Here is a 13,465-nt window from a genome sequence, read left to right on the forward strand (position 1 = left end):
TCAGTCCTCAGCCGTTGTAGGCATCGCAGTAAGCCTGGGCTTCGGCGACGTCCAGGGTACCTTCGTAGATCGCGCGGCCGGTGATGGCGCCGATGATCCCTGGCGCCTTGGCGTCCAGCAGCGACTTGATGTCACCCAGGTTGTGAATGCCGCCGGAAGCGATCACCGGAATCTTCGTCGCCGCCGCCAGCGCCGCGGTGAACGGCACGTTGCAGCCCTGCATCATGCCGTCTTTGGCGATGTCGGTATAAACGATGGCGGACACGCCGTCGGCTTCGAACTGCCTGGCCAGGTCGATGACTTGCACGGTGCTGATTTCAGCCCAGCCGTCGGTGGCGACGAAACCATCTTTAGCGTCCAGGCCCACGATCACTTTGCCCGGGAACGCGCGGCAGGCTTCGGCGACGAAGGCCGGGTCTTTCACGGCCTTGGTGCCGATGATCACGTAGCTCACGCCAGCCTTGACGTAATGCTCGATGGTTTCCAGGGAGCGGATACCGCCGCCGATCTGGATCGGCAGGTTCGGGTAGCGCCTGGCGATCGCGGTGACCACCTCGCCGTTGACCGGCTGGCCTTCGAAGGCGCCGTTCAAGTCCACCAGATGCAGACGCCGGCAGCCCCCTTCCACCCATTTGGCAGCCATGCTCACCGGATCATCGGAGAACACGGTGGAATCTTCCATACGGCCTTGGCGCAGACGGACGCAGGCGCCGTCCTTGAGATCGATAGCGGGGATAATCAGCATCTGGCAAACCTTATTCGATATTCAGCAATGCTTGGGAAATCAGGGTTTCTCAAGCGACCACAGGTCGCTTTCGATGCTTTCGAACCTTTCTTTAAGGAGCGTCTGCGTATCGAAAATCGCCCTGTTGTAATAGTGCGGAGCCACTTCGGTGGTGAACAGCTCAAGAATCTCGGCGACCTCGAACGAGCCCAGCTTGAGCTCGAAGCGGTCTTCCATGAAGCGCTTGATCTTGAGGGTAGCCTCACTTTCCTGCTCCGGCGTGAGGGTCAAGATCGGCAGCTTCGGCTTCCTGGCCATTTACCAGCGCCCATCCCAGGCGGCGAAGTTCTGCAGCAATTGCAGGCCATGGGTATGGCTCTTCTCCGGGTGGAACTGCACGGCAAAACGCGAACCTTCGGCCAACGCTGCGGCGAATTCGACGCCGTAGTGCCCACCACCCACCACCTGGCGCGGTTTACCGGCGGCGATGTAGTAGCTGTGCACGAAGTAGAAGCGCGCCATGTCCGGGATGTCGTGCCACAGCGGGTGATCCACCGCCTGGCTGACTTCGTTCCAGCCCATGTGCGGGACTTTCAGGTGGGCGCCGTCTTCGTGCAGGTCCTTGCCGAAGAACTTCACCTGGCCGGGGAACAGGCCGATGCAGTCGACGCCGTCGTTCTCTTCACTGCGATCGAGCAAGGCTTGCATGCCCACGCAGATGCCGAGGAACGGACGATCCTGGCTGACTTCGCGCACCAGGCTGTCAAAGCCCAGGCGACGGATCTCCGCCATGCAATCGCGGATCGCCCCCACACCGGGGAACACCACGCGGTCGGCTTCGCGAATCACGCTGGCATCGCTGGTGATCAGCACCTTGCCGGCCCCTACGTGTTCGAGGGCCTTGGCCACCGAATGCAGGTTGCCCATGCCGTAATCGATAACCGCGACCGTCTGCATTACAGGACGCCCTTGGTCGAGGGCATCTGCCCGGCCATACGCTCATCCAGCTCCACGGCCATGCGCAGCGCGCGGCCGAAAGCCTTGAACACGGTTTCGATCTGGTGGTGGGTGTTGGTGCCGCGCAGGTTGTCGATGTGCAGGCTGACCAGTGCGTGGTTGACGAAGCCCTGGAAAAATTCCTGGAACAGGTCGACGTCAAAGCCGCCCACGGTGGCGCGGGTGTACGGCACGTGCATCTGCAGGCCTGGGCGGCCGGAGAAGTCGATGACCACACGCGACAGCGCTTCGTCCAGCGGGACATAGGCGTGACCGTAGCGACGGATGCCTTTTTTGTCGCCGATGGCCTTGGCAAACGCCTGGCCGAGGGTGATGCCTACGTCTTCCACCGTGTGGTGGTCGTCGATATGCAGGTCGCCCTTGCTGACGATATCCAGGTCGATCAGCCCGTGACGGGCGATCTGGTCCAGCATGTGCTCAAGAAAAGGTACACCGATATCAAATCGGGCCTTTCCGGTGCCATCCAGGTTGATCGAGGCTTTGATCTGGGTTTCCAGAGTGTCGCGCTCGACGGACGCCTTACGTTCGGCCATCACCAGCTCCGCAAAATCATTGGGCGAAAAAGGCAGCCATTATAGGGGCGCGGGCGCTAAACAGAAACATCGAAGGGGATAAGACTGACGAGTTGAGGCGGGGAATGCCGGGATAGACATGTATACACAAGCGGGTGCTCCAGGATGGTGCGCCCGCTTGTATTCAACTTAGTGGAACAGTACCGCCGTCTTCTGCAGGGTCACCCACACACCCCACGCCAACGGAATACCCACCACCAGCCAGGCCGCGATCGCCAATGGCACGGTGCCGGGCGCCGCTTTCCACTCCAGGGAAGTGCTGGCATCAGCCCCTTTGTCATGGCCCAGCGCCTGTTCGGCGGCAAGTTCTGCATCGGTCATGAAGTACTTGTCGGCCACCGGGCGGACCAGCATGTTGCAGATAAAGCCCAGCACCAGCAGGCCGGCGAGGATGTACAAGGTGATGTCATAGGCCGCAGCGCGTTCAACGCCGATGCTCAGTTGATACTCACGCAGGTAGTTCACCAGCACCGGGCCCAGCACGCCCGCCGCTGCCCAGGCAGTCAGCAGGCGACCGTGGATCGCGCCGACCATCTGGGTACCGAACAGGTCGGCCAGGTAGGCCGGGACCGTCGCAAAGCCACCGCCGTACATCGACAGGATGATGCAGAACGCCGCCACGAACAGCGCCACGTTGCCCAGGTGCCCCAGGTTCGGGATCAGCGCATACAGGGCAAAGCCCAGGGCGAAGAACACGAAGTAGGTGTTTTTACGCCCCAGGTAGTCGGAGAACGACGCCCAGAAGAACCGACCACCGATGTTGAACAGGCTCAGCAGGCCGGTGAAGCCCGCAGCGATGGCGGCAATCGACGCCAATTGCCCGGCGTCCAGTTGGCCAAACGGCACATCGACACCCAGCAGCTTGCCACCGAACACTTCCTGCAGCAGCGGCGAAGCCATGCCGAGGATGCCGATACCGGCCGACACGTTCAGGCACAGCACCAGCCATACCAGGCGGAACTGCGGGGTTTTCCACGCCACATTCACGTGCACGTGACGGTGGGTGATCATCGCGTTACTGGCTTTTTTCGCCGGTGCGGTCCAGCCCTCAGGCTTCCAGCCAGTGGGTGGAACGCGGTAGGACAGCGCGCCGCCGATCATGAACACGAAGTAGATCGCAGCCATGACCAGGAAACTCTGCCATACGCCTACGCTGGTCGGCGAAGCAAAGTGGCCCATCAGCGCAGCAGCCAGCGGGGCGCCCACCATTGCGCCGCCGCCGAAGCCCATGATCGCCATGCCGGTGGCCATGCCGCGCTTGTCCGGGAACCACTTGATCAGGGTCGATACGGGCGAGATATAGCCCAGGCCCAGGCCGATACCGCCAATGACCCCGGAGCCGATCCACATCAGCCAGATCTGGTGGGTATAGATACCCAGCGCCGAGATCAGCAGGCCGCCGCACCAGCACAACGCCGACACAACACCGGCCTTGCGCGGCCCGGCATGTTCCAGCCAGCCACCCCAGATCGCTGCCGAGCAGCCCAGGAAGATGAAGAACAGGGTGTAGATCCAGCCCAGCATGGAGATGGGCCAGTCGCATTGGGATGAGAAGACCTGGGCGATGAAGCTCATGTCCGGTGCACAGGCGACAGGCTTGGTGATACCCAGCGCCTTGGACAACGGCAACCAGAACACCGAGAAGCCGTAGGCCATGCCGATGCACAGGTGGATGGCCAGGGCGGCCGGTGGAACCAGCCAGCGGTTGAAGCCGGGCTTGGCGATAATGCGCTCCTTGGACAGGAACGCAGGCTGTGGGGCGGTAGTGCCCGCCACAGTGCTGCTGCTCATTGATGTATCCCCCAGTTATTAGTATGCGTTCGTCAGGCGCTCTCTCCCTCGGCCTTGCACGCAAAGCGTGGCCGTTTTTTGTAGAGTGAAGCTCCATTTTGGCGCGACGATAAGTCGCAGAAGGCGAACGAACGGCTGAAGATTAGCATTAGCGAGTGACAGAAAAACCAAAATGACATCATCTTTTTGCGATTTTTCGGTTTTATTGGCGTCAAAAACCCGTTTTCACCCCTATGGATACAATGTAACGATCGGTGACCTGACGCAGGCCGTCGGGCGTTATACTCTGCGGCTAAATTTTGAAATCGACATACAAGGACTCGCCCATGAAAGCGTTCGGCAAAATCCTGGGTCTGGTACTTCTCGGGCTGTTGCTGATCATTGTGGCTCTGGGCTTTGCCCTGACCCATCTCTTCGATCCCAACGACTATAAAGACGAGATTCGCCAGATTGCCCGCGACAAGGCCCACATCGAGCTGACGCTCAATGGCGATATCGGCTGGAGCCTGTTCCCCTGGCTCGGCCTTGAACTGCACGAAGCCAGCGTGGCGACCCTGACCACGCCGACCCAACCCTTCGCCGACCTGCAAATGCTTGGCCTGTCGGTGCGCGTCCTGCCGCTGCTGCGTCGCGAGGTGCAGATGAGCGATGTGCGGGTCGAAGGCCTGAACCTGCGCCTCAACCGCGACAAGCAGGGCCATGGCAACTGGGAAGACATCGGCAAGAACGCGCCGGTGGCAACTGCCGGAACCCCCGCGCCAGCGCAAGCGCCTGCCGAGCCCGAAGCAGAAAAACCGTCCAAGCCGATCCGCCTGGATATCGACAGCCTGACGGTCAACAACGCCCGCGTCGAATACAACGATGAACAGACCGGCAAGCAATTCAGCGCCGAAAGTATCCAGCTGAGCACCGGCGCCGTGCACGAAGGTGCGAGTATCCCGGTGAAACTCACCGCCTTCTTCGGCAGCAACCAGCCGGTGATGCGCGTCAAGACCGAGCTCAACGGCAACCTGCGTATCGAGCGCGCGCTCAAGCGCTACCAGTTCGAAGACATGAAAGTCACCGGCGAAGCCACTGGCGAGCCGCTGCAAGGCAAGACCGTGACCTTCTCCACCCAGGGCCAGCTACTGGTGGACCAGGCGGCCAATATCGCCGAATGGACCAACCTGAAGCTCGCGGCCAACCAGTTGCGCGCCCTGGGCGAGCTGAAGGTCAACGACCTGGACAAGACCCCGCAGCTCAGCGGCGCGCTGTCCATCGCCCAGTTTGACCTGGCCAAGTTCCTCGACAGCGTCGGCAACCCGCTGCCGCCCATGGCCGAGGGCAGCCTGAGCAAGGTCGAGCTGGTCAGCCGCCTCAAGGGCACGCCGACCAGCCTGGCGCTGGAAGACCTGAACCTGAAACTCGATGGCAGCACCTTTACCGGTCGCGTCGCCGTGGACGACTTTGCCAAGCAGGCGCTGCGCGTGCAGCTCAAGGGCGATACCTTCAACGCCGACAACTACCTGCCGGCCAAGTCCGAATCCGCCAAGGGCGCGACCGCCGCCCGCCAGGCCGAAGTGCAGAACAGCGAAGCCGGCGCCATGGCGGCCGGGGGCACCACGCCACTGCCGGAAGCACCGACCAAAGGCGCCTGGAGCACGGACAAACTGCTGCCATTGGCCCACCTGCGCAAGCTGGATGTGAATGCCGACCTCGCCTTCGGCCAACTGACCCTGAGTAAATTGCCGATCCAGAATGCCGTGCTGAAAGCGTCCGGCGTCGACGGCCAACTCAAGCTCGACACCCTGAGCGGCGGGCTCTACAACGGCACCTTCCAGGCCAATGGCAGCCTGGACGTGCGCCAGGACATTCCGCTGCTGGCCCTGCAAAGCCGGATCAGGCAGGTGCCGGTCGAACGCATCCTGCAGGCCCAGGGGCAAACGCCGCCGGTGAAAGGCCAGGTCACCCTCGACAGCAACCTCAGCGGCCGCGGCAACAGCCAGAAAGCCCTGATCGACAGCCTCAACGGTACCGCCAGCTTTGTGATCAACAACGGCGTGCTGCTCAACGCCAACCTCGAGCAGCAACTGTGCACCGGTATCGCCCTGCTCAACCGCAAGACCTTGAGCGGCGAACAACGCGGCAAGGACACACCGTTCCAGGAGTTGAAGGGCAACCTGACCTTCCGTAACGGCGTCGCCAACAACCCCGACCTGAAAGTGCGCATCCCCGGGCTGGCGGTCAATGGCAACGGTGACGTCGACCTGCGCGTACTGGGCATGGATTACCGCGTCGGCATCATCGTCGAAGGCGACCAGCGCGAAGTACCGGACCCGGCCTGCGAAGTCGGCGCCAACTTCCAGGGCATCGAAGTGCCGCTGCGCTGCCGTGGCCCGCTGGAGCTCGGCGCCAAGGCCTGCCGCCTGGACAAGGACGGCCTGAGCCAGGTCGCGATCAAGGCGGCCGGCAACAAGCTCAGCGAGAAGCTGGAAGAGAAGCTCGACAAGGTCAATCCGCAGCTCAAAGATGCTTTGAAAGGCCTGTTCAAACGATGAAAAACGAGCAGTTTTCAACGGCGGTGCTGGACTGGTACGACCGCCACGGCCGCCATGACCTGCCCTGGCAGCAGGGCATCACGCCTTACCGGGTGTGGGTTTCGGAGATCATGCTGCAGCAGACCCAGGTCAGCACGGTGCTCAATTACTTCGACCGCTTCATGGCCTCCCTGCCAACGGTCGAAGCCCTGGCCGCCGCGCCGGAAGACGAAGTGCTGCACCTGTGGACCGGCCTGGGTTATTACACTCGGGCGCGCAACCTGCAAAAGACCGCGAAAATCATCGTGGCCGAGTACGGCGGCGAGTTTCCCAGGGATGTGGAAAAACTCACCGAGTTGCCCGGTATCGGCCTGTCCACCGCCGGCGCGATTGCCAGCCTGAGCATGGGCCTGCGCGCGCCGATCCTCGACGGCAACGTCAAACGCGTGCTGGCGCGCTTCACCGCACAAGAGGGCTACCCCGGCGAGCCCAAGGTGGCCAAGCAGCTGTGGGCCACCGCGGAGCGCTTCACACCCCATGACCGTGTCAACGCCTACACCCAGGCGATGATGGACATGGGCGCCACCCTCTGCACCCGCAGCAAGCCCAGTTGCCTGCTGTGCCCGCTGGAAAAAGGCTGCGAAGCCCACCTGCTCGGCCTGGAGACACGCTACCCGATCCCCAAGCCGCGCAAGAGCATCCCGCAGAAGCGCACGCTGATGCCGATGCTGGCCAATGCCGAAGGCGCTATCCTGCTTTACCGTCGCCCTTCCACCGGCCTGTGGGGCGGCTTGTGGAGCCTGCCCGAACTGGACGACCTGCAAGACCTCGAACACCTGGCCAACCAGCACGCACTCGAACTGGGCAAGCATCAGGCACTGCCGGGGCTGATCCACACCTTCAGCCACTTCCAACTGGCCATCGAACCCTGGCTGGTCCAGGTCGAGGAATCCGCCCATCACGTGGCCGAGGCCGACTGGCTCTGGTATAACCTCGCCACCCCGCCGCGCCTGGGCCTTGCCGCCCCGGTAAAGAAACTGCTGAAACGCGCGGCCGATGTATTGAACGCAGGAGAGTCGTCATGACCCGCACCGTAATGTGCCGCAAGTACAACGAAGAATTGCCAGGCCTGGAACGCCCTCCGTACCCAGGTGCGAAGGGCCAGGACATTTTCGATCATATCTCCGCCCAGGCATGGGGCGACTGGCTGAAACACCAGACGCTGCTGATCAATGAAAAACGCCTGAACATGATGAACGCCGAAGATCGTAAATACCTGTCAGGCGAAATGGACAAGTTCTTTTCCGGCGAGGATTACGCCAAGGCTGACGGCTACGTGCCGCCTGCTCAATAATTGATCAAAAATCGGGGTCGGCACGTAAGCGACGGTAATAATTAAATTTTTTTTGAAAACTTGCTTGACGACCCCCTGAAAAACCCGTTTAATGCGCCCCGTTGCCCAGATAGCTCAGTCGGTAGAGCAGGGGATTGAAAATCCCCGTGTCGGCGGTTCGATTCCGTCTCTGGGCACCACTAATTAGTTTCAGGTGGTGCAAAAACCACCCGAAAGCCCACAAGAAGCCCGCCCAGTGCGGGCTTTTTGTTGTCCGGGATTTATAGATGCCGCCTGGGGCGATCGAGCATCGCCCCAGGGGATTTCAGCTAGCTGCGATCCGACATCAATGTGAACACTGCCACCCGCTCCTGATCGGATATCTCAAAGCCGCGCTCTTCCACCCGATCCAGCCAGCCCTGGGCTGACAGCTGCTCGCCAAAGCGTACCAGGCGCCCGTAACGCTCGAAGACCGCCCTCAACACATTGATCATCGCCGGATAGCTGCAACCGCCATCAAAGCCAATGCTCAGCCTTCCGATTCGCGAGCGCTCAATTACGTAGCCACTGACGGGCCGCTTAAAGTCCTTTTTCGTCATATCCCTGTGCTTCCAATACGGCAAGTTCAAAAAACGGCACAGCCAATTTGACCGACCGGTCACTCGATCGGCAAACATACAGCAAGGTGCCAGGTCACTTCAGCAAAAACACCACCAGCGGGTTGTCGTTCAATCGCCCCTCTAGGCTCGGCTGCAGGCGATCCAGGGGCGTTCCCGGCAACAGCGCCGTTTCCTTGCGTGCCACGATCACCCAGGCAGGACGGGGCAAAGCATCCAGCCGTCCAACCTCGTTACCCGCGATAAACACGGGCTGCTCGTCGTGGTCCAGGTTCATCATGTAGCGCACGGCCCAGGTATCACGCCCCAGATTGAGAAACACCAAGGTACCCGGCTGCTTCACGCGAAGCGCCTCCACCTGCCCCACGAATCTCCGGGTATCGAACTGCAAATCCTTGGCCGGCTCCACGACAGCCACCAACACCAGCCATTGCGCCGCCAATGCAACGAGGCTGAGCCACACCAGTCGCTGCGGCCGTCGCCAGACACCCAGCGCCGCCACTTGCAGCACCAACAGGACAGCAATCAGTAGCGGCAACGAAACGTTAGGCCAGTAACCGTGCTTCTGCCACCCATGCCGACAGACAAACACGGCAACCACGCACAGCGCCGGCAGCGCCGCGACAAGCCACTCATAGCCCCTGCGCACGCCCGAGAGCCAGCCTTGCGCCTGAAGCAGCCCATAGGCCGCGACAGCCGCAAACATCGGCACCATGGGCAGGATGTAATAGGCACGCTTGAAATGCGGCACCGACAAGCCAAGCAGGATCATCAACCCACAGGCACCGAGCCGCACCACCAATTGCACCGGATCATCAAACCGCTGCGCCCAACGATGACGCAGCGCAACCAATGTGACCAACGCCAGCGGCACCACGGGGAAGTAACGGTACAGGCTCAGCTGGAAGTAGAAATAGAACGGCTCGCCGCTTTCATCAAGGCGCCCGCCCACTTGCATCTTGAACACTTCATCGGCAAACCCATCGCCGCCGCTGATGCGCGCCAGCTTCACCAACAGCCACCAACAGGCCGCCAGCAACACCAGGCCGACGATGCCGTGGATCAACACCTGCCTGACCCGTCGTCCAGGACTGCCCAGCGCCCAATACACGCACACCACGCCGCAGACTTCGATCAAGCCCAGCGGGCCGCGTATCGCGAAACCCAGGATGAACAGCGGGAACACCGCAAGTTGCCTGAGCCGTGAGCCCAGGCGCTCACCACTGTGCAGCAGGTAGAAACTGCCGACACACAGCAACGCCACCATCTGGTCCAGGCATACCGAGCGGGACTTCTCGAGCAATTGGGTGGTGAGCAACGTCAGCAGCACCGTGAGCAACGCCCACGGGCGACTCGCCGGGACCAGCAAGCGATAGATCAAGGCTACGACCCCGGCGGATGCAAGGGCAGTGGGCAGCACATTGGCCAAGTGGTTGGGCGCACCGAACAGCCGGGCAAATACGTAACTGAAGAAGGTCGCGGTACCAGGGTAGTCCGCATAAGGCTGCCCATAGGTGGTGGGGAAAAGACTCGCGCCATGGCGAAACATTTCCTGCAGGAACAGCGCCCAGCGCCCGTCAAAGCCCTGGGGTTGCTGGTCCCAGATACCCAGCGTGAACAGCAACAGCGCGAACAGGAAAATGCCCAGGGACTCCAGGCGGAAACGGTTGCAGTGATCCATGGGTTGGCCTGTCGGATAGGGAACGCCGACCTAGGGTGCCGAACGTATCCCTAATAGCACCTGAACAAACCTGAACATTCACGTTTCACCGACCTGCAGGCCACACCAGCCTCGGGATCAGGCGCACGTAGATCAACTCGCCCACCAACTCGACCAGGGTTTGCAGGATCACCGCCGTCGCCGCCACGCCGCGCACGCCTTCTGGCAACGCCAGGGCCAGCGGCAACACCACCAATGAGTTACGCGTCGATGCGCTGAACGTCACCGCCCGTGCCGTCGCCGCCGGCAGCGCGAACAGCCTCGCAGCCAACGCCCCGATCACCGGCGCCAGCAACAGGAACGCCACGTAGACCGGAATCACCGGCAGCAACAGGTTAATGTCGCGCACCACCGAAGTGATTTGCGAACCGATCACCACCACCAATACCAGCACCATCGCCGGCACCGGCAACCACGCCCAGGCGTCATTCCAGGCGCTGACGCCCGATGAGCGTCGTGCCAGGAATGCGGTGATCACCGCCAGCGCCATGGGCAGCACGATCAACAATAGGAACGCCTCGATAAACGGCCCCGCCTGCACCACCACCCCGGACTGCGCCCCCAGCATCAACCTCAGGTACATCGGCAACAGCAGCAACTGCAGCAACAACAGCACCGGCGTCGCCGCCAGCATCAAACGCGAGTCGCCTTTACCGATATGGGTAAACACCACCACATAGTCGATACACGGCGTCAGCAACACCAGCAATGCGCCCACCAGCAATGCCGGGCGCTCCACCAGGCCACGGGTCAACACCCACACCAGCAACGGCACGAGGATGAAATTGGCCAGCAGCAGCGCCGACAGAAAGCGCTTGTGACTCAAGCTCTGGCGCAGATCCAGAAAAGGGATTTGCAGGAACATCGCATACATCAACACCGCAATGGCGGGCGTGACCAGCACGCCGAGGCCATGGGCCAACGAAGGCGCGAGCAGGCCGAAAGCACCAGCCAGGAGGACAGCGGCGAAGTAGAGGGGGATCTGGTGGTGTTCGAGGGTGTCGCGGGTCATGAAAACGCTCTGGTGGATCGCAGAGGTGCAAGCCTATGCGTCTACTGGCGCGAGGTCGAGTGCAGCGGACCGGTCGCCTCTGAAGGATATTCTTGGCGTGTATGCAATACGGTCAGGATCTCGACCTGTTCCATAACGCGATAGACGACCAGATAGTTTGGATGAACAACCATTTCACGAGTGCCGGACAAGCGCCCTTGCCTGAATCCGTATGGCATTGACGACAAACCCTCAGCGGCCTCCACAATCGTACGGTGCAACGAAGCGGCGGAAGCGGCATTGTACTGCTCGATGTAATCAATAATTTCGGTCAAGGCGACGATAGCCTCAGGTCGCCATTTAACGAGCAGCACGACGAGCCTTGCGCCTCTCTTCCAGCATCCTCTCGACTTCGGCCATTGCCTCATCATGTGGAATGCTTGGGCGAGGATCATCAATGGAAGCCTGTACCTTGGCACGAAACCAACGGTCGTAGCTGGCAGCCTGCTCTTCAGTTTCAAACTCTGAAACGATGGGAGAACGTGGGATGCTCATGGAGACCTCCGGAATAGGTGCCTGCCAGTCTAATCTGTCCATGGTTTGCTGTCGTTTCTCTCGGATGTATGGCTTTCGCCGGGGCTCTGCACGCTTTGCGAGCGCCGAAGGTTAATGACCCAATCAAAGGGCAGACAAGTGCTGGCAAACTGGCTAACTGTTACTAAAAAATAATAATCCAGGCAGGGGCTTCGAAACGATGAATTTGAATGACGCCTCTTCAGTAGTAAAAATTGCAACTACACCCAGAAATAGCCAAAGCGAATCCTTCAAGGAATCCGCCGCAGACGGCCATCCCCTCGGCGGCTTCACCTGGCGCCACCCGCGCACCGACCGCGAACGCCCGGTCGTCATCATCAACGCCGCCACCTCCGTGCGTTGCCGCCACTACTCACGTTTCGCCGACTACCTGTTCGCCAACGGCTTTGACGTGATCACCTACGACTATCGCGGCATCGGCGAGTCCCGCAGCGGTTCGTTGCGTGGGTTCAAGGCGTCGTGGTCGGATTGGGGTACGCTGGATTTCGAAGCGATCCTGCTGCGGGCACAGCGGGAGTTTCCAGGCCAGCCGATTGATGTGGTCGGCCACAGTTTTGGTGGCTGTGCGGCAGGGCTGGGCGCATCCGGCGCGGTGATCCGGCGAATCGTGACCGTGGGCGCGCAGTTCGCCTACTGGCGCGATTACGCCGCCGCCGGGCGCTGGCAGATGTTTGCCAAATGGCATGTGGTCATGCCGGTGGTCACGGCATTCTGCGGGTATTTCCCCGGCAAGCGCCTGGGTTGGCTGGAGGATACGCCGGCAGGCGTGGTGCGCGACTGGAGCACGCCAACGCCCAGGTATGAGACGCGGCCCAGCGGGCGGGCCCTGGCGGACTTGCCATTCAGTCGCGTAAAGGCGCAGGTGCTGGCGATCAGCATCACCGATGACCCCTTCGGCACTGTGGCGGCGATTGAGCGGTTGCTGGGTTACTTCGACGGCAGCGAGCGCACCCATCTGCGCATCGCCCCGGAAGACATCGGCGAAAAACAGGTCGGACATTTCGCGTTCTTTCGCAGCGAGTATCAGGATCGGTTGTGGCCGATTGCATTGGCCTGGCTGCAACACGGTCAATTAACGGCGGATACCCTTGGGATTTCCCTCAACCTGCGCTTCAATACCCCACCCAGATCCTGACCCAAGGACGTGAGCCCATGGCCTCGCCGAACAAGCAGCAAAAACGTGCCCACCGGGCCAAGGCCAAGGCCAAGCAGAACCGCACCCAGCGCGCCGTCGCGAGCAAACCGGATGCGTTTGCCGGCGATGACGACCGCATTGACCTTGAGTCAGTGGATTTGACCGAGCTGTTCGTGGAGATGCGCACCGCCGGCGAGACCAGCCAGCAGGCCCTCTGCGCGGTATTCCTGGCCCACCCGCTGCTCGCCCTGGTGCTGGAGCAGGAAGGCGAAGAAGAAGCCACCGACTTTATCCTGGCGGCACTGATCGAGTATCGGCAGTGGGCCACCGACAGCGACGATGAAGCCGCCGCACTGGCGTGGATCGAATCGCCGCAGTTCCAGGCGGATTACGTCGCCGCATCCGAGGCCCTCACCAACTAAAACCAAATGTGGGAGGGGGCTTGCCCCCTCCCA

The 13,465-nt window shown here is 61.3% G+C and carries 15 protein-coding genes and 1 tRNA gene; 6 read left to right on the plus strand and 10 right to left on the minus strand.

Going from position 1 to position 13,465, the window contains the following annotated elements; all coding sequences use genetic code 11:
* Positions 1-7 precede the first annotated feature (7 nt).
* The 5 genes from hisA to B9N88_RS13950 form a co-directional block, all read right to left on the minus strand.
* Positions 8-745, minus strand: a complete 738-nt coding sequence (gene hisA, locus B9N88_RS13930) for a 1-(5-phosphoribosyl)-5-[(5-phosphoribosylamino)methylideneamino]imidazole-4-carboxamide isomerase (RefSeq protein ID WP_027605077.1) — start codon at positions 743-745, stop codon at positions 8-10.
* 39 nt (positions 746-784) lie between these two features.
* Positions 785-1,042, minus strand: coding sequence for a DUF2164 domain-containing protein (locus B9N88_RS13935; RefSeq protein ID WP_027605078.1), 258 nt, complete (start codon positions 1,040-1,042; stop codon positions 785-787).
* On the minus strand, positions 1,043-1,681 hold the full coding sequence (gene hisH / locus B9N88_RS13940) for an imidazole glycerol phosphate synthase subunit HisH (RefSeq protein WP_027605079.1): 639 nt from the start codon (positions 1,679-1,681) through the stop codon (positions 1,043-1,045).
* Complete coding sequence (gene hisB / locus B9N88_RS13945) at positions 1,681-2,274, minus strand: imidazoleglycerol-phosphate dehydratase HisB (protein ID WP_017849940.1); 594 nt, start codon at positions 2,272-2,274, stop codon at positions 1,681-1,683. Before hisB ends, hisH begins: the two co-directional genes overlap by 1 nt.
* 168 nt (positions 2,275-2,442) lie before the next feature.
* On the minus strand, positions 2,443-4,104 hold the full coding sequence (locus tag B9N88_RS13950; RefSeq protein WP_027605080.1) for an OFA family MFS transporter: 1,662 nt from the start codon (positions 4,102-4,104) through the stop codon (positions 2,443-2,445).
* Between the two features lie 326 nt (positions 4,105-4,430).
* Between B9N88_RS13950 and B9N88_RS13955 the strand changes: the two genes are divergently transcribed.
* From B9N88_RS13955 to B9N88_RS13970, 4 genes are all read left to right on the plus strand, one after another.
* A complete protein-coding gene (locus B9N88_RS13955) occupies positions 4,431-6,641 on the plus strand; it encodes an AsmA family protein (protein ID WP_027605081.1) in 2,211 nt (736 codons plus the stop codon).
* Positions 6,638-7,705 carry an A/G-specific adenine glycosylase gene (gene mutY / locus B9N88_RS13960; RefSeq protein WP_027605082.1) on the plus strand — a complete coding sequence of 356 codons (1,068 nt, stop codon included), beginning with the start codon at positions 6,638-6,640 and terminating at the stop codon, positions 7,703-7,705. The genes B9N88_RS13955 and mutY overlap by 4 nt, the downstream gene beginning before the upstream one ends.
* Positions 7,702-7,974 carry an oxidative damage protection protein gene (locus B9N88_RS13965; RefSeq protein ID WP_027605083.1) on the plus strand — a complete coding sequence of 91 codons (273 nt, stop codon included), beginning with the start codon at positions 7,702-7,704 and terminating at the stop codon, positions 7,972-7,974. The genes mutY and B9N88_RS13965 overlap by 4 nt, the downstream gene beginning before the upstream one ends.
* Positions 7,975-8,077: 103 nt before the next feature.
* A tRNA-Phe gene (locus tag B9N88_RS13970) sits at positions 8,078-8,153 on the plus strand.
* A gap of 129 nt (positions 8,154-8,282) precedes the next feature.
* Here the strand turns inward: B9N88_RS13970 and B9N88_RS13975 are convergent.
* The 5 genes from B9N88_RS13975 to B9N88_RS13995 all read right to left on the minus strand — a co-directional run bounded on the left by B9N88_RS13975 (position 8,283) and on the right by B9N88_RS13995 (position 11,836).
* Positions 8,283-8,552, minus strand: a complete 270-nt coding sequence (locus B9N88_RS13975; protein WP_027605084.1) for a hypothetical protein — start codon at positions 8,550-8,552, stop codon at positions 8,283-8,285.
* A gap of 94 nt (positions 8,553-8,646) precedes the next feature.
* The gene (locus B9N88_RS13980) at positions 8,647-10,251 is read right to left on the minus strand and encodes an ArnT family glycosyltransferase (RefSeq protein WP_027605085.1); all 1,605 of its coding nucleotides are present in this window, start codon (positions 10,249-10,251) and stop codon (positions 8,647-8,649) included.
* Between the two features lie 85 nt (positions 10,252-10,336).
* Positions 10,337-11,302, minus strand: coding sequence for an arsenic resistance protein (locus tag B9N88_RS13985; RefSeq protein ID WP_027605086.1), 966 nt, complete (start codon positions 11,300-11,302; stop codon positions 10,337-10,339).
* A 41-nt stretch (positions 11,303-11,343) separates the two neighbouring features.
* Positions 11,344-11,652 carry a type II toxin-antitoxin system RelE/ParE family toxin gene (locus B9N88_RS13990; protein WP_051429336.1) on the minus strand — a complete coding sequence of 103 codons (309 nt, stop codon included), beginning with the start codon at positions 11,650-11,652 and terminating at the stop codon, positions 11,344-11,346.
* A complete protein-coding gene (locus B9N88_RS13995) occupies positions 11,642-11,836 on the minus strand; it encodes a type II toxin-antitoxin system RelB family antitoxin (protein WP_081744416.1) in 195 nt (64 codons plus the stop codon). The genes B9N88_RS13990 and B9N88_RS13995 overlap by 11 nt, the downstream gene beginning before the upstream one ends.
* 199 nt (positions 11,837-12,035) lie before the next feature.
* Between B9N88_RS13995 and B9N88_RS14000 the strand changes: the two genes are divergently transcribed.
* Positions 12,036-13,010, plus strand: a complete 975-nt coding sequence (locus B9N88_RS14000) for an alpha/beta hydrolase family protein (protein ID WP_027605087.1) — start codon at positions 12,036-12,038, stop codon at positions 13,008-13,010.
* Positions 13,011-13,027: 17 nt separating this feature from the next.
* A complete protein-coding gene (locus B9N88_RS14005) occupies positions 13,028-13,432 on the plus strand; it encodes a hypothetical protein (RefSeq protein WP_027605088.1) in 405 nt (134 codons plus the stop codon).
* Positions 13,433-13,465 lie beyond the last annotated feature (33 nt).

The sequence above is a fragment of the Pseudomonas sp. LAMO17WK12:I1 genome, assembly GCF_900177315.1.
GTDB lineage: Bacteria > Pseudomonadota > Gammaproteobacteria > Pseudomonadales > Pseudomonadaceae > Aquipseudomonas > Aquipseudomonas marginalis.